Raw genomic sequence first — 21737 nt, 5'->3', positions numbered from 1 at the left:
TGATCCCTGATGCGGAGAAAAAAGAAAGCCGCCTGGACATTTCTGTCCGGCGGCTTGGCATGATGAGAAAATTATTATTCGGATTCGAGCGAACTGACCCGGTGCTCGAGAGCTTGCACTTGAGACTCGAGTTTTTCAATTCGCTGAAGTGCCCGTGCAAGCAAGTCGACCTGAATGTCGAATTCTTCGCGGGTGATCAAATCCATTTTATTAAACGCCGAACCCATGAACGCTTTCACATTGCGTTCAATATCAGCCGCAGGACTCTTTGCGATCAGTTCAGAAACATTTTTTTGAAATTCTTCAAACCAGGCATTCGGTTTAGCCATGATGCATACCTCCAGTAACTAAATTTGTCGTATCAATGATAAAGCGACGAGGGATCAACTGCATGCGCTCGGTTCAACGCTTGTGCAACTTTATTTCGCAACGCATTGGAATGTGCATTTCTGATTTCTCGCTTCACATCCAACAACTGTTGCGGGTGCATCGAAAACTCAGTCAAACCCAATCCGAGCAACAGTCGGGTCAAATGGGCATCGCCAGCCATTTCACCACATACGGAAACGGACTTGCCGAATCGAACTCCGGCATTAATCGTGTTGGCAATTAAACGCAAAACGGCAGGATGTAAGGGGTCGTAAAGGGTCGATACTTCGTTATCGGCACGGTCGATCGCAAGCGTATATTGAATCAGGTCGTTTGTACCGATAGACAGAAAATCAAGTGCTGCTGCAAATGGTTCGATCGCGATTGCAATGGCAGGTACTTCCACCATGGCACCCAGTTCAATATGTTCTGCGTAAGATTGTCCCTTGGCATCAAGCTCTTGACGCGCAGAGGCGATAGCTGCGCGAGTTGCGATTACTTCATGCATATGTGAAACCATGGGGATCAAAATACGCACAGGTCCATGGACAGATGCACGCAAAATCGCCCTTAGTTGTGTGGCGAACAATTCAGGATTGGCGAGGCAAAAACGGATTGCACGCAGGCCAAGGGCGGGATTTGTCGCAACCGTAGCTTCACCATCAAGTGTTTTATCCGCTCCGATATCAAGGGTACGAATGGTTACCGGCAAACCTTTCATTGCCTTGACTGCAGTCGAATAGGCAAGATATTGCTCTTCTTCCGAAGGCAAGTCGGCACGACCCATGAATAAAAACTCGCTACGGAACAACCCTATTCCCGATGCACCGTTCTCCAATGCGAGCTCGGCCTCATCGGGCAATTCTATATTGGCGTGAAGGGTGATTTTCATGCCATCCAGCGTCTCAGCCTCAACATCTTTCAACAAAAGCAGTTCGGCGCGTTCATCAATAAAATCTTGCTGAAGTCTGCGATATTCTTGAAGTGCAACCTCGGATGGATTGACCAGAACAGTGCCATTAGCTCCGTCGACAATTATTCTGTCGCCATCGCGAACCAATGCGCGTATATGGCCCAACGCCACAACCGCAGGGACTCCCATGCTGCGCGCAACAATTGCCGTATGAGAAGTCGAGCCACCCAAGTCAGTAGCGAAACCGGCAAATCGGGCCCCACGTAGACGAATCATGTCCGCAGGCGAAATATCATGCGCGACAACGATCAATAACTCGTCACTATCAGACTCGTGATCCAATCGAAGTGCAGTTTTCGAACCGGATAACAGCACAAGCACCCGTTCAATTACCTGACGGACATCCGATCCTCTTTCTCGCAGATATTCGTCGTCCATTGCGGCGAATTGTTCACCGAGAAGCTGTCCTTGCGTGGTTAAGGCCCACTCTGCGTTGTAGTGCTTATCCTCGATCAGTGAAAGCGTCTCATCCGATATCAAAGGATCGGAAAGCAGCATTCGGTGCACCGTCAATAATGCTGCGAGTTCGCGCGGAGCATCATCCGGCAGGTTATCAGCCATCTCTTGCATTTCTTGCTGAGTTGCCTGCAACGCCTGAATTAACCTGTTTTTCTCAGACTGAACGGATTCAGGTGCAATGCGGTAGTGGGCAACCTCAAGGGCAGCAGCGCCCATGACAACAACCCGACCGATCGCATAACCGCGAGAAACGCCCTGCCCGTAAAGGCACATCGTCGGCCCAAGCACAGTACTTGCAACCAGCTTATTGACCTTCGCCGAATTTATCATTGAAAAGCGCCTGAATGTCAGTTAAAGCTTGGTCTTCACCATCACCAACTGCATCGACTGTTACCGTCGAACCTAAACCAGCAGCAAGCATCATGACGCCCATAATGCTCTTTGCATTGACACGTTTCGCACCCTTGGCAATATGAATATCGCATTTGAATTGGCCAGCCAATTGAGTCAACTTGGCTGCAGCTCGAGCGTGCAATCCTAACTTATTTGATATGACAATATCTATCTGTGGCATGGTGAGGTCAATTGAGAGGATGTTCAAACATACCTCAGTCTACACGCATAAGAGCACTATTTGCACCAGCTAGCGCGCAAGAAGCCACGTCCTCCAAATTTCCCTGACGATAATTGATGGCGCGCAGCAACATGGACGCGTTCACTCCGCCCAATACGCAACAGCTTACACCCGATTCTTGAGCGATGTGACATGCCCTGACGGCGATATTCGAGGGAGATGCCCCCGGTAAATCAGTCAACACCAAAATGCCATCCCCCCGATCGAGGGCCATCAATTGATCAGCGATTGTTGCAGCGCAATCTGCCGCACACTGATTCGGTTGAACATCGAAAAAATCGACATAAGGGTCATGCCCGAGAACATGTTTAGCACATTCCACCAATGCCGAAGCCAATGGAGTGTGTGCTATCACGGCAATCGAAATCATGATGTTTAGACTTGAGCTATGGCGAACTCGAGTGCCTCGACAAGTCTGTTTGCGACATTAAAACCGGTTTGCTCGGTAATTTCGACAAAACAGGTCGGGCTAGTCACATTGATTTCAGTGACATAATCTCCGATCACATCCAGACCGACAAGTAATAAACCTCTTTCAGCCAGCTTGGGAGCAATAGACCGGGCGATGAACCAGTCACGCTCTGAAAGTGGTTGAGCCACTCCCCTGCCGCCGGCGGCAAGATTGCCACGCGTTTCGCCAGCCAACGGTATACGGGCCAGGCAGTAAGGAACCGGTTCCCCGCCAATGAGCAATATACGCTTATCCCCTTTTGTAATTTCAGGAATATAACGTTGGGCCATGATTGTTTGAGATCCATCCTTAGTGAGAGTTTCAAGGATGGCATTCAAGTTTGGTTCATTGATTCCAAGCCTGAAAATACCTGTCCCACCCATTCCGTCCAGAGGTTTAACAATCACATCCCTATGCAAAGCATGGAAAGCTTTGAGCCTTTCCATATCGCGTGAAACTAGCGTAGGCGCGGTGAATTCCGGAAACTCGGTAATTGCGAGTTTTTCGGGATGATTGCGTATGGCATCTCCACCGTTGAAAACTTTGGCTCCCTGAGCTTGAGCGAACTCGAGCATATGGGTGGTGTAGACATATTCCATATCGAAAGGCGGATCCTTTCGCATCAGAATGGCACCAAAATCCTTAAGCAAAATGTCTTTTGGATTCGATACAACCTTCCACCAATTTTTCTGATGCAAATCCGCACCATGCACTAACTGAATTTCCGTCGCACGAGCAGAAACCTGTCCATCGAGGATGAACAGGTCGCTTTGCAGTGCGACACTGATGCGATGACCGCGAGACTCTAGTGCCTGCATCATCGCAACAGAACTATCCTTGTACGCGTTCAGCGCAGGAAGCGGATCCAGTATGAACAGGACATTCAACATTATGCAGTCGCTTCGGTTTTACCTGGCGCCTTTTTGCGTGGCGACAACACCATCACCATTTGACGACCTTCAAGTTTTGGCATCGCTTCAACAACGGCCATATCGGTCAAATCATCCCGGACACGTTCAAGCACACGCATGCCAAGTTCCTGGTGTGCCATTTCGCGACCACGAAAACGCAAAGTCACTTTCGCTTTGTCGCCCTCTTCAAGAAAACGTTTCAAATTGCGTAACTTGACCTGGTAATCACCTTCGTCGGTTGCCGGACGAAACTTGATTTCCTTGACTTGAATTATTTTTTGCTTTGAACGGGCTTCAGCCAGGCGCTTTTGCTCCTGATACTTGAATTTGCCGTAGTCCATGAGTCTGCAGACCGGCGGTTCGGCGTTGGGCGCGATTTCAACCAGATCCACTTCATTTTCTTCAGCCATTCGAATAGCGTCGAATGTCTTGACGATACCGAGTTGCTCACCTTCTGTACCTAGCAAACGCACTTCGGGAACTCGGATTTCACCGTTAATGCGATGGGCTTTTTCTGTTGCGATGTTGACGACTCCTAGTAAATTAAGCTGCCTGATGAGTAGGCGAGCTGGAATTGCGGCGTAAAGCCACGTCTTCTGACAAAAGTGTAGCGAATTCCCCTATGGGCATCACCCCTAGGTCTAATCCACCACGACCTCTTACTGCTACGGCTCCCGACTGGCGCTCTTTTTCTCCGACCACCAGAATGTAAGGAACCTTCTGCAAGCTGTGTTCACGAATTTTATAAGTGATTTTCTCGGCACGTAAATCTGATTCTACCCTAAAGCCTTGTTTTTTCAGGCTTTGTGTGATTTCTGCCGCATAATCGGCTGCCGGCTCAGAGATACAGCACACAACTGCCTGCACGGGCGCGAGCCATGCAGGCATTGCACCAGAGTGATTTTCTATCAGCATTCCGATAAAACGCTCAAGCGAACCAAGTATGGCTCGATGCAGCATAACCGGCGGTCGTCGTTGATCATTTTGATCAACAAACGCTGCGCCAAGCCGCTCAGGCATGGAAAAATCAACCTGAATCGTACCGCATTGCCAATGGCGACCGATCGCGTCCTTTAGCGTGTACTCGATTTTCGGGCCATAAAATGCGCCTTCACCTGGGGAAACCTCAAACTCACAGCCAGTGCGTTTGAGACTTTCCATCAAGGCGGATTCAGCCTTATCCCAAACCTCGTCGGACCCGATACGCTTTTCCGGACGGGTTGCGACTTTGTACAGAACTTCAGTAAATCCGAAATCAGAATAAACCTTTTGCAGCAATGAAGTGAATGCGGCACATTCATCCTGAAGCTGATCTTCAGTACAAAAAATATGCCCATCATCCTGCGTAAAGCCACGTACGCGCATCATTCCATGCAATGAGCCTGATGGCTCGTTTCGGTGACACTGACCGAATTCGCCGTAACGTAAAGGCAAATCACGGTAAGAATGCAAACCATGATTGAAAATCTGAACATGACCGGGACAGTTCATTGGTTTAAGGCCATAAACACGATTCTCGGACTCTGTCGTGAACATGTTTTCGCGATAGTTATCCCAGTGGCCTGTTTTTTTCCATAGTGAAATGTCTAGTATCTGCGGAGCCTTGACCTCTTTGTAGCCATTGTCCCTATAAACGGATCGCATGTACTGTTCCACCTGCTGCCAAATTGCCCAGCCTTTGGGATGCCAGAAAATCAGGCCCGGACCTTCTTCCTGAAAATGAAACAGATCAAGATCTCGACCAATCTTGCGATGATCGCGTCGCTCAGCTTCTTCGAGCATATGCAGATAAGCATCCTGATCTTCTTTAGTCGCCCAGGCTGTACCATACACTCGCTGAAGCATTTCATTGTTGCTATCGCCGCGCCAGTATGCGCCGGCTACCTTCATCAACTTGAAAACCTTGAGCTTTCCGGTGGAAGGCACATGTGGGCCGCGGCACAAGTCGATAAAGTCCCCTTCACGATACAGGCTAATTGTCTCGTTGCCTGGAATAGCCTCTATCAACTCGGCTTTGTAATCTTCACCGATTCCTTTGAAAAACTTGACCGCGTCATCCCGTAACCATTCTTCCCTCGTGACAACCTCATCTTTTTTTGCCAGTTCGGCCATCTTCTTTTCGATCGCAGTCAAATCCTCGGGCGTGAATGGACGTTTATAGGCGAAGTCATAGTAAAAACCATTTTCTATAACCGGACCAATGGTGACTTGGGCTTCAGGAAAAAGTGATTTGACTGCGTAAGCCAACAAATGGGCGGTCGAATGACGAATCATTTCGAGCCCATCAGCGTCTTTTGAGGTGATAATTGCCAAATTTACATTCGAATGAATTTGAAATGTCGAATCAACGAGTCGGGATTTTCCGTCGATAGTAATTCGACCGCCAAGGGTGGCACGCGCCAAACCGGCACCAATAGACTGGGCAACTTCGGCAACAGTAATGGGACCGGGGTATTCGCGCACGGAGCCATCAGGCAAAGTAATTGCAATCATTCTGAGTATCTTAAGCAAGAGAGTTAACCCTGCATTTTAACATCCGTTAGGACTCATTCAGTCGCTCCACAACAAGGCTCGCCCCGATCCCGATATGGCGTTTTCTCCCACGCAAGTCAAGTTCGGACTTGATAAGAGAGTTACATTGCCCGGACAGTGCATCATTCTGATACTTAAAAAGCTGGGACGTCTTTGATTCACCAGGTGTCACTCGGCCGCGCGCGGGAATCGCATGCGAACACGCATTCCAGGCTTGGCATCCTCAAGAAAAAGATCCCCATCGTGCAATTGAGTAAATGCAGCGACAATAGAAAGCCCTAACCCACTTCCCCTTTGATCTTTGTTTAGTCGATAGAAACGCTGCAAGACTTTATTGCTTTCAACTTTGGGAATCCCGAGTCCATTATCTTCCACAATAAGCGTGACAAAACTTTGGTCTTGAAACGCCTGAATGTGAATCGTCGCGCCATCGCCGGCATATTTGATCGAATTATCGAACAAATTAATCAAAATTCCAGTCAAGAGATCGCGGTCGCCAAGAATTTGAGGCGTCCCTTCGATCGAAGTTTTAAAGCGAATATCGTGATCTTCAGCCGCAGGCGCGTAAAGATCAATCAGGTCTTGAATCACTTCCCTGATCGAGACTGCACTAAATGGCTGGCGACGCGTGCCTGATTCCGCCTCCGCAATCTGCAAAAGCTTTTCAAGAACAACAATTAGATTATCTATACCTTCTATCGTGAACACTGATGCGGCTTCAAGGCTTTCCCTATCCGGATGAGTGCGCAAGACCTCCTCAAGCCTATTCCTGATTAGTCCCAGCGGTGTCCGCATATTGTGGGCAATCGTATTGGAAACATGACGAACACCATCCATCAAATGTTGCATTCTATCCAGCATCCGATTGATGTCTTCACTCAAGCGGTCGAACTCATCTGGTTTATTCGCAACCTTGATACGTCGCTCCAGGTTTCCGGCTTCAATATCGAGGGTTGTTTGTCTGATAGTCCAGATTCTTTTTTCAAGCTGACGCCTGAAAACATAAGTACCTACGATGGCAAGAATCAAGGCTAATATTCCGCCAACCGCAACAGCCTCGACAATCAGGATCCTGACTTCGCCGAGATCCCGCATATCACGTCCGACGACCATCAAAGCGCCATCATCGAATCGATGCAAGCGCATTCGAACATCCGATACCCCGGCTGGCCTGAGCAATTGCCGATTGAAATTTTTATCGACAGGCACAAATACATCCACCCAACCAGGTATGTTGCCTGCCAGTTTGATGCCTTGAGGATTCACAAGCAATAGAATTTCTACATCAGAATCAACCCCATCACTTAGACTTTTTTCGATTCTGCGTGCAACAGAAAGCAAACCATTTTGCTTTGCATCGTTAGAGAAATTCGTTGTGATCTCGGCAATTTTCGTATCGACATTGCGTTCCATCACGACAATCGTTCCGAAGTACAGCGCGCCGGAAATCAACAATACAGACAATACAACCAGACTGCCACAAATCAGGGCAAGTCGAAACGCGACCGAATGCCAAATTCTATTCACGAATACCAAACATGTAACCTGAACCGCGCACGGTGTGCAGCAAAGGCATAGCATGTCCCTTATCGATTTTGTTGCGCAGTCGACTGATTTGAACATCAATCACATTGGTGCCCGGGTCAAAGTGAAAGTCCCACACTGCCTCGAGAAGCATGGTTCGCGTGACCAGTTGTCCCTGGTTTCTGACAAGATACTCCAGCAATCTGAACTCGCGAGGCTGCAAAATGATTGGTTGTTCGGCTCTTTTAGCCTTTCGCGTGCGAAGGTCAAGAACCAGATCCGCCACTTTGAGTGTCCGGGTATTTTCTTCGGGATTGGATCTTCTTATCAAGGCTTCGATTCTTGCCAGCAACTCGACAAGAGCAAAGGGTTTAGTCAAGTAATCATCGCCCCCCTCGCGCAATCCGTGTATCCTCTCGTCAAGGCTGGATAAAGCGCTCAAGACCAGGACTGGACATTTTTCTCCAGATTGACGGATTTCTTTAATAATATCCAGACCTTCTTCATTGTCAGGCAACATGCGGTCGATAATCAGGGCGTCCCAATGATTAGAATTAGCCTGCATCAACCCGGATTTTGCATCCGAAGCATGCACAACTTCATAGCCGGCCTCTTGCAATCCATTTTGCAAGTATCTAGCCATTTCTGTTTCGTCTTCTATCAACAGAATGCGCATGATCGTGAACTAAAATTTAATTAGCATAAAAGAGCAATACCTTTGAAACATTTTAATGATCAAATGCGCGAATGTTACAGTTCATAAAAAGTGCATTTGCAAATGCATTCGTTGCGAATTCATTCATTTCAATCCTGAGCATCCTGGCATGCGGATTGAGTTCGTCAGCCTATGGTGAAGAAGAATTCGAACACTTTACCGCAAAAGTCCAATCGACCTGGATCTGGCAGAAACATCCTGGATTACGTTCACCTTACGCCGACTTTAGCAGCTTGAATCCAAACCAGGAGATAGGCTACTCATTGAGCGCAACTGCATTCCTTGGTGCCAGACCATGGAAAGGCACCGAGTTTTTTATTGATCCAGAAGCTGCGCAAGGCAATCCGTTTTCGGGATTACGCGGGTTTGGCGGAATGTCCAATGGTGAAGCACAAAAGGCCGGGGGATCCGATCCTTCGGGCTACTGGGCGAGAGCCTTCGTACGTCAGACCTTTGGCCTGGGTGGTGAATCAGAGAAACAACAAGCCGGATTCAATCAGTTTGCCGGTCAAATCGATAGCAGACGGCTCGTCATGACTGGTGGCATTTACGCCATAACGGATATTTTCGATCAAAATGCATTCTCACATGATCCTAAAACTCAGTTTTTGAACTGGGCAATGATGGACTACGGCGCCTGGGATATGCCTGCAGACGCTCGCGGTTATACGCGTGGGTTGGCCATTGAGTATTACCACGATGACTGGGCATTCAGGATAGGTAGAAATTTATTGCCCGTCCAGTCCAATGGACTACAGCTTAATGGTGATTTCTCAGGGTCTTATAGCGATAATCTGGAAGTTGAAAAAAGTTACCGTATCGGGGACCAGGCCGGTAAAGTGCGAGCGCTCGCATTCAGGAACCGAGCTAAATTTGGTAACTTCAACGATGCACTCGATCTTTCGAAACTGACAGGGTCGATGCCAGATGTAGCAAATACTCGCAAGGATCAAACAAAATACGGATTTGGCATGAGTCTGGAACACAATTTGACCGAAAGCATAGGCGCGTTTGCCCGGTTAAGCTGGAACAATGGACAGACAGAAGCCTACTCCTTTACCGAAATCAATAATTCAGTCCTTCTTGGTCTATCTGTAAAAGGACAGGCCTGGTCCAGACCGGATGATGTTTTCGGACTGGCCTTTGCGTCGAACGGACTGTCATCGCCAAATATTGAATATTTGAATGCGGGTGGACAGACGTTTTTTTGCGGCGACGGAAAAATCAACTACGGTCGCGAAGGGATTATAGAAACCTACTACAGTTTAAAACTGCATAAAACGCTATGGGCAACTGTAGACTATCAATTCATTGCGAGCCCTTGTTACAACAGGGATCGCGGTCCTGCACATGTATTTTCTTTCCGATTGCATTTTGAAATGTAAAGAATTTCAGATCGAAAATTGATTTCAAAATCTGTGGGAAAGATTCAGCGCGACTCCAAAACCTGTTTGATACTGATCGCTGTATGAATAACTATCATTATTATTCATCGCCTTCAGTCGACCGTTGACCAAGGCGGCAGCATATAAGTCTAAAAGTGTTCCGGAATCGAACCGATAGGATAGTCGTGCAAAAACAGGTATGAAACTGTTCTGACCAATACCGCCCGGCAGGACACCATCATCATTCAAACGAAAACGATAAGTACGGTAAGAGCCTCCACCGGCTAATGTCCATTTTTCTGTCAATGCATAGGCTAGTTCAAGCCCTGCTCCACCAGTTGGTCCAGCTGGCAAAGGGTTGCTTAACTTCCAGCGGTCATTGATTTTCCAGTTAACAACGAGATAAGGGAACACTTTTGTAGTGTCGAATTCTCTGAAGACACCTGCCCCCAGTCCAAGAGTTAAATCAGGTGAAAAACTTTTTGCAGCACTAAAGACAGCGCCATAGATGGCCGAATCGTTCGTACCAACCCCTGCTTCCCCGCTCCAGACAATGCTAGGATTGAACATGAGATGCCAATCAGGAGTGGGTGAATAAGTAAAATTCAATCCAACGCCGGGGGTGTTGATATTCTTCCAAGGCTGATGGCCTTCAAATGCACCCGGTGCACTCCAGGTCCAATTTTGATAGGCATACCGGAAATTAACACCCGCTCTAAATTGTGAGCTGAATTGTTGATTCAAGCTCACCACCGCTGCAGCTTCAGACCAGCCAAAGCTACCGCCTGAATCCAGACTGGTTCGAGATTGATTCAATCCAAATAGAGAAACGGAGGGAGTCAATCCAGAAGAAGGCATCTGGGAGAATGCTGTCGAAAAATGAAGGCTTCCAACTGCAGCTACGATTAATCCTGCTTTAAATAGTCTGGACATGCGCGGTTAGCCAAAAAGATCAAACAATTTATATCGACAATATACGTAAATATCTAGGCAAAGAATATCACTTTTGATTGCATAGTAGACGAGGCGCTGCTGCAATCTCAGGGCAATCCCGGGGCAATTAACGATCTTCCCAATCCTTCCATTCAATTGAGTGGGTTTCTATAAATTTTTTTACAGCGGCACCTACAGTCGGAAAAAAAGCATCATTACCGATTTGATCAAACAGTCCATATTTTTTAATTTTATCTTTGACAGGATCTTTCATTTCAGAGAAATGTAATTTGATTTTGGACTGTTTCAATATCTTAATCAGATCGCCTACGGTATCGGATGCTGTGACATCTACATTTGTAATTGGTTCAGCTGCCACCACCACCCATTTCACAGGTGATTGTGATGCGGCAACTGCCGCAAGCAATTTCTGTTGAAATAATTCAGCATTTGCAAAAAATAATGCAGCATCCCATCGAAACAACAAAAGTCCGGGAATTTGTTTTGCATTCTGATAACGCGTGATGTCATGGTATCCCTTTATGCCATCGACGCGCCCCAGAATCGCGAAATGCGGCCGCCAGCTTTGCCACAAGAAATCAATAATCGCAACGATGATTGCCAGAGTAATTCCCGTAATCACACCGAAGGTCACGACAGCGGCAAAGCAAAACATGGATAGCCAGAACTCGCCTTTTTGAATCCGATAAATTCTTTTTAAATCCGATACCTCGAACAAGCTCCAAGCCGCAATTAAAACAACAGCAGCTAACGCACTATCGGGCAAGTATTTGAGAGAATCGGGCGCCACAATCAAAAAAAGTGAAACAACAAAGGCGCCGATTAATCCAGTGACTTGCGTCTGTGCCCCTGCGACTTGCGCAATCGGAGTGCGAGAGGAGCTACTGCTGACTGCGAAACCTTGAAAAAAACCGGTTGCGATGTTGGCGGCTCCAAGCGCAATCATCTCCTGATTTTGGTCAACATAACCACCATGACGGACGGCATAACTGCGTGACAAAATACTTGTGTCAGCAAGTGATACAAGCGCAATGGCAAACCCGCCCATTAGCACCGGAACGACATCGCTCGCTTCAATCCAGGGTATTGAAAAATGTGGCAACCCCTGCGGAATGGATCCAAGAATCATTACCTGATGCGTAGATGATAAATCGAAGTAACCGACTATTACCGACACAACTAAAACAGCAATCAACAATCCCGGAAGTCTCTTATATGGCTTTGAAAGCAAAATAATGAAAATAGTCAAAAGACCAACAGCCAGCGTCATCCAGTTTGCTTGCAGTCTAATCACACTCGTTACTGTCTTATATAAACTAATAAGCGGCCCTTCCGTTGATGCCGGAAGACCGAATAACTTAGGTAACTGACTGATCATGACGGTGATGGCAATTCCATTCATATAACCATAACGAATCGGTTTGGAAAGCAAGTCCGTAACAAAACCCAGCCGAGTAATTCCAGCAAAAAGACATAACAATCCGGCAACAATTGCCATCATTCCGGCCAAGGTAAGTGCTTTAACAGGATCGCCGTCGGCATTGGACAATACAACTGCGAGAATAATGGCGGTTAAAGATGAATCTGGCCCAAGAACCAAAATACGGCTGGGACCAAGCAGCGCATATACAAGCAAAGGCACTATAGTTGCATATAGACCGTATATTCCGGGCAATCCGGAGGCAACTGCGTATGCAATACCTACGGGAACCAACATTGTTGCCAAGACAAAGCCAGCAAAAATATCACGATGAACCCATGAAGCTTTATATGTCTTGATAAGCGATAAGCCTGGAAACCAACGTTTGTAACCACGTTGTAATGGCTGCATGGATATACCTAAATCTTCAGTGCTTGGAGGCTGCATCATTTTGAAATGTATAAAACATTACAAATAAAGGGTAAGAAGGTTTAGTCTACATCCTGTGTGCGTATCGCAATGTAAAAAAATGGACAAGGACACCACACAAAAAAAATGTGCTGTGAGACCAGATCAGGGAAAGTGGGAAAGAGATGAAGGTATGGTGATGGTAGGCGGTATTGGAATCGAACCAACGACCTCCACGATGTCAACGTGGCGCTCTAACCAGCTGAGCTAACCGCCTAAAGACAAGAATTATATATGAATAGAAGTAAGCGTGTCAAAACCATTGAATTATGCATTCGCTGCACGAACAGCCGATACAAATTCGTTCATTTTCTGAGATGATTTAATGCCCGGGGCATCCTCAACTCCACTACTGACATCGACAGCCCAAGGGGACAATTGCCTAATAGCCTGAACAACATTCGATTGATTCAATCCACCCGACAACACTATAGGTCTGGCAACACGATTGGACGCATTCAGTTCAGACAAAAGCGAATAATCAAATCCCAATCCGCTTCCGCCATATGCAGGTGTGTAACTATCGAAGAGCCAACCTGCCGCATCGAAATACTGTGAACAAAAATGAGTAATCTTCAATGGTGAATCAAGTTCGGGCGCGCCAATTCGAAAAGCCTTCAAGTAAGGGATTCCGAATGAAGAGCAATATTCCCGTGACTCTTCCCCATGAAACTGCAGAAGGGATGGCCGCATGGTCTCAATCACATCCCGAACCTCTGTCTCGCTTGGGTTGACGAATAGTGCGACAGTACTAACAAAAGCCGGCATATTTTGCGTGAGTGTCCGGGCCTGAGTCGGTGAAACATAACGATTGCTGGGTGGATAAAACACAAAACCGATCGCATCGGCGCCAAATTTGGTTGCCGCGGCAATATCCTCAAGGCGGGTTAAACCGCAGATTTTGATGCGGGTGCGAGTAGATTGCATGTCTGAATCATTGTTGGTAAAGGTGATTCCATCTGGAATTGATACCCGGGGTAAGACACTCCCGTCAAGTAAAGTCCATCAGGTGAAAAAGTGGGTGCACCAGAGGTTCGATCACGAACCTCTAGTAGATGATCAATATATGTTACAGGCTCACGGCCTTGTCCAACCTGTAACAGCGCTCCCATGATGTTTCTGACCATGTGGTGTAAAAAAGCATTGGCGCGAAGCGAAACGACAGTGATGTCACCGAATCGAGCAAAGTCAATGCTATGCATTTTTCGAATCGGTGACTTAGCCTGACACTGTGAAGATCTGAAACTGCTGAAATCATGTTCGCCAATAAGCGATAGAGATGCCTTTTGCATGGCATCCAGATCGAGAGATTGGAATACCCATCCTGCCCGACGATCCCATAATGGCTGACGTATGCGACTATTCAGTAAAACGTATGAATATGATCGAGATGTCGCTGAAAATCTCGCATGAAAATCCCTGTCGACGCTATGTGCCCATTGAACTCCAATTGACCTGGGTAAAAGAGCGTTCAATCCACGGACCCACGACTCTGCTGTTCGAGTGATGTCCGTATCAAGGTGAACAACCTGCCCGGTGGCGTGCACTCCCGTATCAGTCCGCCCGGCGCAAACGGTATCAACACGAACTCTGAGAAAATTTTCGATTGCGTCTTCTAACTGGTCTTGTATCGTCAACCTATGGGGTTGCTTTTGCCACCCTTGCCAATCCTTACCATCATAAGAAATGCCAAGTGCTATCCGGGTCATGATTCAGACAATTGAAGGCAAGGAGTGCACCTAGGGCGCTTTAGTCAGCGTTGGAGGTGAATCAAGATTCAAATCGATTCCATCCAGTTTTTGACTGATATCCACCACTGGATCCGATTGAGGGCGACTTGTTGAAGATGCGATGAAATCATCGGAGTCTTCATCGAGTCTTTCGCCTGCACGTCTCATCACCCAAGCAATCACGAGGGCGCCAAAAGCGATTAATCCTGCAAGGGCAAAAACAATGTTTTCAGCAAGCACGTTTGTGAATGCATTCCACTTTCGGGCAATTTTAGATGCAAAGGTCGATTTATTTTCCGCAACCGGTGCCGTGGCCTTTACTGGTTGGGGCTCAGTAGGTGTCTTTTCGGTGATGGGTGATGCATTCTGTGTGCCAGTAGCAGGAGCAGAATTGGCAACAGCATTAGTGCTGGTGGCGGCATTCACTTCTGCGCCGGAGTTTGAAGCTGACTTGGTCACCACATCAGATTTGGAATCGCTAACAGGCTGAGGTTGCTGGGAGGTAGCTGTCTGTGTCGGTGATGGTGTTGTTACAGATTGTTTAACAGAAGAATCAGCGGTTGAGTTTTTCAACTGATCGACGTTTTCCTGCAAAATCTTGATACGGGCATTGATTTCGTTCGCTTCGTTCTTAGCAGCAGTTCGCGCATCTTCTTTTTGATCCGTTGGGCTGTTTGACGTTAAACGCAATTGATCCTGGGCTCCGTTGGCCTCTGCTCCAGAACCGGTTGTGCCAGATTTTGCTGGTTGGCTGGAGTTTCGGGCAAGCGCTGCTGCACGCGCAGCCTGCTTGGCGCGACGAATTTCATTAAATGCGCTGGCTTGTGTCTGAAAAAGCTTACGCGCTTTATTCTTATCGATTGACCTGACGGTATCCGCATCAGGTATCGAAAGAACAGCACCAGCCTTTAACAAATTCATGTTGCCCGAGATGAAAGCGTCCGGATTTGCTTCAAACAATGCCGCTAACATCTGATATACATCTGCCCCCGGCACTGCGTTCTTAAGTGCGATCGAATAAAGGGTCATACCAGGCTTGACAATGTTTTGTCCGGCGCCACCAGTGCGAGCAGAGGAAGATCCGCCTGCAGATGTCTGGGATTTCGCACTCAGATCCTCCGGCATCGTCACCAAATAGCTGGACTGGATCTGAGTGGCTCCAGAAGATGTCGTGATATCAATCAAAACATCAACAGGAGATTGTCTTGGTGGCATGGAAGAAGTGATCAACAATCTACGGGATCCGGCAATGAATCCGGGAACGACATCAACTTTCAGGCTATCCAATGCGGCGGGAGGCGTGAGTCCGGACTTTGTCCATGCATCTTCATTTGCAACCCGAGCTTGAAGTGAACTTGCTTCCTGGGCAGTCAGTTCAAGTAAAGGGATCGTAATTTGCAAAGGGGCGCCGATATCGGACAGCACGCTACCATGGCCGGGCTTGAATGCGAAGGAAGATGAGCTCGTCGCAGAAATCATCATGATCGATGCGATTTTTAGAGTCGTATTTAAAGAAAATTTCGCTATTTCCTTGCGCATGAATTTAGCCTTTTTTTGCTGTTAACTCTCAATGAATCAGAGCTCGCCCAATGCAATTCTCAACATGCGACGAAGTGGCTCAGCTGCCCCCCATAGCAATTGGTCGCCAATGGTGAAAGCACTCATGTATTGAGGGCCCATGGACAGTTTTCTCATTCTCCCGACCGGAATATCCAATGTGCCAGTTACAGAAACTGGAGATAAGGCTTTCAAAGTATCTTCTTTGTTGTTCGGTACGACTTTCGCCCAAGCGGTTCCTTTAGCGATGATGTCGGAAACTTCATCCATCGGAATATCGCGCTTGAGTTTGATTGTAAGAGCCTGGCTATGGCAACGCATCGCTCCGATTCGGACACACAATCCATCAATCGGCGTCGCAACGGTACCGAAAGATTCACCACGGCCTAAAATCTTGTTCGTTTCGGCTTCACCTTTCCATTCTTCACGAGACATTCCATTACCAAGATCTTTATCGATCCAGGGAATAAGGTTACCTGCCAAGGGGATACCGAATTGCTCGGTAGGTAAAGAACCGCTTTGCTGCAAAGATAAAACGCCTCGATCAATATCCAGAATAGCGCTGGCTGGATCATCAAGTCCGTTTTTAACCGCAGCGTTGATTAATCCGAACTGATTGAGTAACTCGCGCATGTGCTGTGCACCACCACCGGAAGCCGCCTGATAGGTCATGCTGGTCATCCATTCGATCAAATCATGATTAAACAGACCAGCCAACCCCATCAACATGCAGCTTACCGTGCAGTTACCACCGATGTAATCCTTAACACCACGCTTAAGCGCAGCATCAATCACCCCACGATTAACCGGATCCAACACAATAATGGCATCATCCTTCATCCTGAGCGTGCTTGCCGCATCAATCCAGATGCCCGACCAGCCGGCCGCACGCAACTTCGGATAGACCTCTGTCGTGTAATCACCACCTTGCGCAGTGACAATGATTGGAAGCTTTTTCAGCGTATCAATGTCAAAAGCGTTTTCCAGCGCAGTGGACCCTGCCCATTCGGGGGCGCGTCCACCAGCGTTACTCGTGGAGAAAAAAACCGGATTAATCAATGGAAAGTCATTCTCGTCACGCATACGCTGCATGAGAACCGAACCGACCATTCCGCGCCACCCGATGAAACCGACAGAGTTTTTCATTTTCAAACCAATACAAATTAATTAAGCCATATTTAAACGACAGCAGGTCGTAAAGACATGGTATTCAGGATTTTAAACCTAAGTTCCTATTAACCAAGCGCTTTAAGAACTGCATCTCCCATCTGGGAAGTACCAACTTTAGTGGTGCCTGCCTCAAAAATATCTGCAGTTCTGAGCCCCTGTTGCAACACCTTTTGCACCGCTTTCTCGATGCGATCAGCATGTGCCGCCTGGTTCAACGAATAACGCAACATCATTGCAGAAGACAAAATCGTGGCCAAGGGATTGGCGATGCCTTTACCTGCAATATCAGGGGCTGAACCATGACTAGGCTCGTACAAGCCCTGCCCCGAAGCGTTAAGCGATGCAGAAGGCAGCATGCCAATCGAACCGGTTAGCATTGCCGCTTCATCAGAAAGAATGTCGCCAAAAAGATTGCCGGTCACAATCACATCAAACTCGCGAGGCGCGCGCACAAGTTGCATCGCTGCATTATCCACATACATATGCGAGAGCTGTACGCCTGGATACTCTTTTGAGACATCAGTAACGATGTCGCGCCAAAGCTGTGACGTCTCAAGAACATTGGCCTTGTCAACGCTGCACAATTTTCCCTGACGCTTCATCGCAGCCTGAAATCCAATATGAGCGATTCGACGAATCTCGGGCTCCGCGTAACGCATCGTATCGAATCCCTCGCGTTGCCCCTTGAATGGGCCATCGGGTGCCTCACGAACGCCACGAGGCGTTCCGAAATAAATATCGCCAGTCAATTCACGCAAAATAAGAATATCCAGACCTGAAACGATTTCAGGTTTGAGAGAGGATGCATTGGCCAATTCAGGATAAAGTATGGCGGGACGCAGGTTTGCAAACAACCCCATCGCCTTGCGCAAACCGAGAATAGCTTGTTCCGGGCGATGCTCTCGCGGAAGTTTGTCGTACTTCCAGTCACCCACCGCACCAAAAAGAACGGCATTGGACTCCTGGGCCAACTTAAGCGTATCGGGGGGTAATGGATGGCCATGCAAATCATATGCAGTACCACCAACCGGCGCGTGATTAATTTCCAACGGCAAGTCGAGCGCTTTTAAAACACGTACTGCTTGCTCGACAATTTCCGGGCCGATTCCGTCACCGGGAAGAACTGCAATCTTTTGCGTCATGATCAAATTATCCGTAGAGCTATTAAATACTTTTACGCCATAAAACATCAGGGCCGGTCACCCGGCCCCGAACGCGCATTAACGTGTGCCGATTGGTTGAACATCCAGCCACGGATGCCGTGCAAGTCTTTCACTTTCAAATGCACGAATTTTGTCGGCATGCAATAGAGTCAAGCCGATTTCATCCAAACCATTCAAGAGACAATACTTGCGATATGGTGTGATATCGAATGCCATCTCACGTCCATCAGGCGCAATCACAACTTGCTTTTCGAGATCGATTGTCAATTGATAGCCGACAAAACCGCGAACCTCGTCAAACAGTCGAGCAATTTGCAGTTCAGACAAAACAATTGGCAAGAAACCGGTCTTGAAACTGTTGTTGAAAAAAATGTCTGCAAACGAAGGGGCAATCACTGCACGAAAACCATACTGAGCAAGTGCCCAGGGAGCATGTTCGCGACTCGAGCCACAACCGAAATTTTTACGTCCCAGCAATATCGAAGCACCTTGATAACGAGGCTGGTTCAATACGAAATCAGGATTCAGAGGACGCTTGGAATTATCCATCCCAGGCTCGCCGTGATCCAGATAACGCAACTCGTCGAATAAATTTGGTCCGAAACCGGTTCGTTTGATTGACTTCAAAAACTGCTTCGGAATAATCAAATCAGTGTCGACGTTTTCGCGATCCAGAGGGGCAACCAAGCCCTTGTGTGTAGTGAATTTATCCATGATCTTTACTTGAAGTTACGCACGTCGACAAAATGACCTGCAATCGCAGCAGCGGCAGCCATTGCGGGACTGACCAGATGGGTGCGTCCGCCCTGACCCTGACGACCCTCGAAGTTTCGATTTGAAGTCGAAGCGCAACGCTCCCCCGGCTCAAGGCGGTCTGCATTCATTGCCAAACACATTGAGCAACCGGGTTCACGCCATTCAAAACCCGCTTCGATAAAAATCTTATCGAGTCCTTCGCGCTCTGCCTGCGCCTTGACTAATCCGGAGCCCGGCACAACCATTGCTTGGCGCACATTGCTAGCAACATGCTTGCCACGGGCTACCACCGCCGCCGCACGTAAATCCTCTATTCTGGAATTAGTGCAAGAGCCAATGAAGACTCGATCAATCTTGATGTCTTGAATCGCCGTGTTTGGTTTAAGGCCCATGTATTCAAGGGCGCGCTCCATGCCGCTTCGGCGGATTTCGTCCTTTTCCTTGTCGGGATCGGGAACGCGACCGGTGACGGGCAGAACCATCTCGGGCGATGTCCCCCAGGTAACTTGAGGAACAATTTGACGCGCGTCGATTTCAACAACTCGATCGAAATGCGCTCCCTCGTCCGAATGGAGTGTCTTCCAATAAGCGACTGCCGAATCCCAAAGGGCCCCAGTTGGAGCAAAAGGACGATTCTTGAAATACTCGATCGTTTTTTCGTCGACGGCAACCATACCTGATCGGGCACCAGCTTCAATCGACATGTTGCACAAGGTCATGCGCCCTTCGACCGTTAATCCACGAATCGTAGAGCCGGCAAATTCGATCGCATGGCCGGTACCACCTGCGGTCCCAATGACACCAATAACATGAAGGATGACGTCTTTTGCTGTACAGCCGGCCGGTAATGCGCCTTCGACCCGTACAAGCATGTTCTTGTTCTTCTTGACCTGTAAAGTCTGCGTGGCCATGCAATGCTCGACCTCGGAGGTGCCAATGCCAAAGGCAAGAGCACCAATCGCTCCATGCGTACTCGTATGCGAATCGCCGCAAACAACAGTCATTCCCGGCAGAGTGGCACCCTGCTCCGGACCTATCACATGTACGATACCTTGACGCACATCATTCATCTTGAATTCAATGACATGATGCTTGTCGCAGTTGGCGTCAAGCGTATCGACCTGCAGTTTAGAGACAGGATCGGTAATACCCTGGGCACGATCAATAGTGGGAACGTTATGATCTGCTACCGCAAGGTTGGCATTCAAACGCCAGAGCGGACGACCTGCCAAATCCAGGCCTTCGAACGCCTGCGGACTCGTGACCTCATGCAAAAGATGGCGATCAATGTAAAGAATCGTGGTGCCATCGGGTTCTTCATGAACCACATGGGCGTCCCAAAGCTTGTCGTATAAAGTTTTTTTCATGACGCTGGAAATGCCTGATTACATGCGAAAAAGGGATAATTTTTGATTATGCCATAGCAAAAGCGTGTCTGAATCCAGCCGGTATCGCCATTCGCCAAGTGATCAGACGTTTACGACATCGGCACACTGGGCACGATGACGCAAAGCGTGGTCCGCAAGCACAATCGCGAGCAAAGCTTCGGCAATTGGGGTGGCACGGATCCCCACACAAGGATCATGACGACCCAGTGTCTGTACCATGACCGGCTGCCCTGAGCGGTCTATGGACTGCCTCTCGATTCGAATACTTGAAGTTGGTTTGATAGCCAAGCTCACTGTAATCGGCTGACCTGTGGAGATCCCCCCCAGAATTCCACCCGCATGGTTACTAAGGAATCCTTCCTTTGTGATTTCATCCCCGTGCTCGGAACCACGCTGGGTGACACTATTAAAACCGGCACCGATTTCAACCCCCTTGACGGCATTCAGGCCCATCATCGCATGCGCGATATCGGCATCAAGCCTGTCATAAATGGGCTCACCCCAACCTGCAGGCAGATTTTCGGCAACCACTTCGATTCTAGCCCCTACGGAATCGCCATCATGCCGCAGCTTATCCATATAAGCTTCTAAATCAGGCACTACGCCCTGGTTGGCAGAATAGAAAGGGTTATTGGGAACATGATCCCAACTTTCGAAAGGCATCGTGATCGGTCCAAGTTGACTCATGTACCCACGAATCAAGGTTCCGAAACGCCCGGCCAACCACTTTTTAGCAATCGCCCCAGCGGCGACCGTAGGGGCGGTCAACCTAGCCGAAGAACGCCCTCCACCCCTGGGATCGCGCTCGCCATATTTCTTGAAGTAAGTAAAGTCGGCATGGCCCGGTCGAAATGTGTCCGCGATGGCACTGTAATCCTTACTGCGCGCATCCGCGTTTCGGATGAGCAGGGCGATGGGGGTACCGGTCGTCTTGCCTTGATACACACCAGACAAGATTTCCACCTGATCGGGCTCCTGTCTTTGCGTGACATGGCGGGAAGTACCGGGACGGCGACGATCCAGATCGAATTGGATATCCGCTTCAGTCAATGGTATTCCAGGCGGACAACCGTCAACCACGCAGCCAATGGCCGGACCATGCGATTCACCAAAATTCGTGACGCAGAACAATTTACCGAGCGAATTACCAGACATATAGTGACAAACAAAAATAATAA

20 protein-coding genes and 1 tRNA gene are annotated in these 21737 nt (G+C 48.2%); 1 reads left to right on the top strand and 20 read right to left on the bottom strand.

Features of this window, described 5'->3' with window-relative positions:
• Positions 1–74: 74 nt before the first annotated feature.
• From G3I67_RS01400 to G3I67_RS01360, 9 genes are all read right to left on the bottom strand, one after another.
• On the bottom strand, positions 75–329 hold the full coding sequence (locus G3I67_RS01400) for an accessory factor UbiK family protein (protein ID WP_163651170.1): 255 nt from the start codon (positions 327–329) through the stop codon (positions 75–77).
• 32 nt (positions 330–361) lie between these two features.
• On the bottom strand, positions 362–2074 hold the full coding sequence (ptsP, locus tag G3I67_RS01395) for a phosphoenolpyruvate--protein phosphotransferase (protein WP_163651427.1): 1713 nt from the start codon (positions 2072–2074) through the stop codon (positions 362–364).
• A 31-nt stretch (positions 2075–2105) separates the two neighbouring features.
• Entirely contained in the window at positions 2106–2375 is a 270-nt protein-coding gene (locus G3I67_RS01390; protein WP_163651169.1) for an HPr family phosphocarrier protein, read from the bottom strand.
• A 34-nt stretch (positions 2376–2409) separates the two neighbouring features.
• Positions 2410–2805, bottom strand: coding sequence for a PTS sugar transporter subunit IIA (locus tag G3I67_RS01385; protein ID WP_163651168.1), 396 nt, complete (start codon positions 2803–2805; stop codon positions 2410–2412).
• 5 nt (positions 2806–2810) lie between these two features.
• A complete protein-coding gene (gene gshB, locus G3I67_RS01380) occupies positions 2811–3773 on the bottom strand; it encodes a glutathione synthase (protein ID WP_163651426.1) in 963 nt (320 codons plus the stop codon).
• A gap of 2 nt (positions 3774–3775) precedes the next feature.
• Positions 3776–4354, bottom strand: coding sequence for a translation initiation factor IF-3 (infC, locus tag G3I67_RS01375; RefSeq protein ID WP_311197033.1), 579 nt, complete (start codon positions 4352–4354; stop codon positions 3776–3778).
• Positions 4341–6290 carry a threonine--tRNA ligase gene (thrS, locus tag G3I67_RS01370; RefSeq protein ID WP_163651167.1) on the bottom strand — a complete coding sequence of 650 codons (1950 nt, stop codon included), beginning with the start codon at positions 6288–6290 and terminating at the stop codon, positions 4341–4343. The genes infC and thrS overlap by 14 nt, the downstream gene beginning before the upstream one ends.
• A 207-nt stretch (positions 6291–6497) precedes the next feature.
• Positions 6498–7856, bottom strand: a complete 1359-nt coding sequence (locus G3I67_RS01365) for a sensor histidine kinase (protein WP_163651166.1) — start codon at positions 7854–7856, stop codon at positions 6498–6500.
• Complete coding sequence (locus G3I67_RS01360; RefSeq protein ID WP_375539293.1) at positions 7849–8532, bottom strand: response regulator transcription factor; 684 nt, start codon at positions 8530–8532, stop codon at positions 7849–7851. The genes G3I67_RS01365 and G3I67_RS01360 overlap by 8 nt, the downstream gene beginning before the upstream one ends.
• Before the next feature lie 152 nt (positions 8533–8684).
• On the opposite strand from G3I67_RS01360, the gene G3I67_RS01355 reads away from it, so the two are divergent.
• Positions 8685–9953, top strand: coding sequence for a carbohydrate porin (locus G3I67_RS01355; protein ID WP_163651164.1), 1269 nt, complete (start codon positions 8685–8687; stop codon positions 9951–9953).
• Positions 9954–9977: 24 nt separating this feature from the next.
• On the opposite strand, the gene G3I67_RS01350 is transcribed toward G3I67_RS01355, so the two are convergent.
• The 11 genes from G3I67_RS01350 to aroC form a co-directional block, all read right to left on the bottom strand.
• Positions 9978–10886, bottom strand: a complete 909-nt coding sequence (locus tag G3I67_RS01350; protein ID WP_163651163.1) for a DUF6268 family outer membrane beta-barrel protein — start codon at positions 10884–10886, stop codon at positions 9978–9980.
• Positions 10887–11013: 127 nt separating this feature from the next.
• Positions 11014–12738, bottom strand: a complete 1725-nt coding sequence (locus G3I67_RS01345) for a SulP family inorganic anion transporter (RefSeq protein WP_235931599.1) — start codon at positions 12736–12738, stop codon at positions 11014–11016.
• Between the two features lie 197 nt (positions 12739–12935).
• Positions 12936–13012: transfer RNA gene (locus G3I67_RS01340), tRNA-Val, on the bottom strand.
• A 50-nt stretch (positions 13013–13062) separates the two neighbouring features.
• Positions 13063–13722: a phosphoribosylanthranilate isomerase gene (locus G3I67_RS01335; protein WP_163651161.1), complete on the bottom strand. Its 660-nt coding sequence runs from the start codon at positions 13720–13722 to the stop codon at positions 13063–13065.
• Complete coding sequence (gene truA / locus G3I67_RS01330; RefSeq protein ID WP_163651160.1) at positions 13683–14504, bottom strand: tRNA pseudouridine(38-40) synthase TruA; 822 nt, start codon at positions 14502–14504, stop codon at positions 13683–13685. The genes G3I67_RS01335 and truA overlap by 40 nt, the downstream gene beginning before the upstream one ends.
• 30 nt (positions 14505–14534) lie before the next feature.
• The gene (locus G3I67_RS01325; protein ID WP_163651159.1) at positions 14535–16064 is read right to left on the bottom strand and encodes a FimV/HubP family polar landmark protein; all 1530 of its coding nucleotides are present in this window, start codon (positions 16062–16064) and stop codon (positions 14535–14537) included.
• A gap of 36 nt (positions 16065–16100) precedes the next feature.
• The gene (gene asd, locus G3I67_RS01320) at positions 16101–17228 is read right to left on the bottom strand and encodes an aspartate-semialdehyde dehydrogenase (RefSeq protein WP_163651158.1); all 1128 of its coding nucleotides are present in this window, start codon (positions 17226–17228) and stop codon (positions 16101–16103) included.
• 89 nt (positions 17229–17317) lie between these two features.
• Positions 17318–18394 (bottom strand): 3-isopropylmalate dehydrogenase, encoded by a 1077-nt coding sequence (leuB, locus tag G3I67_RS01315; RefSeq protein WP_163651157.1) that lies wholly within the window; start codon positions 18392–18394, stop codon positions 17318–17320.
• A 78-nt stretch (positions 18395–18472) separates the two neighbouring features.
• Positions 18473–19129: a 3-isopropylmalate dehydratase small subunit gene (gene leuD / locus G3I67_RS01310; RefSeq protein ID WP_163651156.1), complete on the bottom strand. Its 657-nt coding sequence runs from the start codon at positions 19127–19129 to the stop codon at positions 18473–18475.
• A 5-nt stretch (positions 19130–19134) separates the two neighbouring features.
• On the bottom strand, positions 19135–20538 hold the full coding sequence (gene leuC, locus G3I67_RS01305; RefSeq protein ID WP_163651155.1) for a 3-isopropylmalate dehydratase large subunit: 1404 nt from the start codon (positions 20536–20538) through the stop codon (positions 19135–19137).
• Between the two features lie 102 nt (positions 20539–20640).
• Positions 20641–21714, bottom strand: coding sequence for a chorismate synthase (aroC, locus tag G3I67_RS01300; protein WP_163651154.1), 1074 nt, complete (start codon positions 21712–21714; stop codon positions 20641–20643).
• Positions 21715–21737 lie beyond the last annotated feature (23 nt).

Source organism: Sheuella amnicola, assembly GCF_010499255.1.
Taxonomy (GTDB): Bacteria; Pseudomonadota; Gammaproteobacteria; order Burkholderiales; family Burkholderiaceae_B; genus Zwartia; species Zwartia amnicola.
Note: the sequence above shows the minus strand (reverse complement) of the source record. Positions and strands in the feature narration are given on the sequence as shown.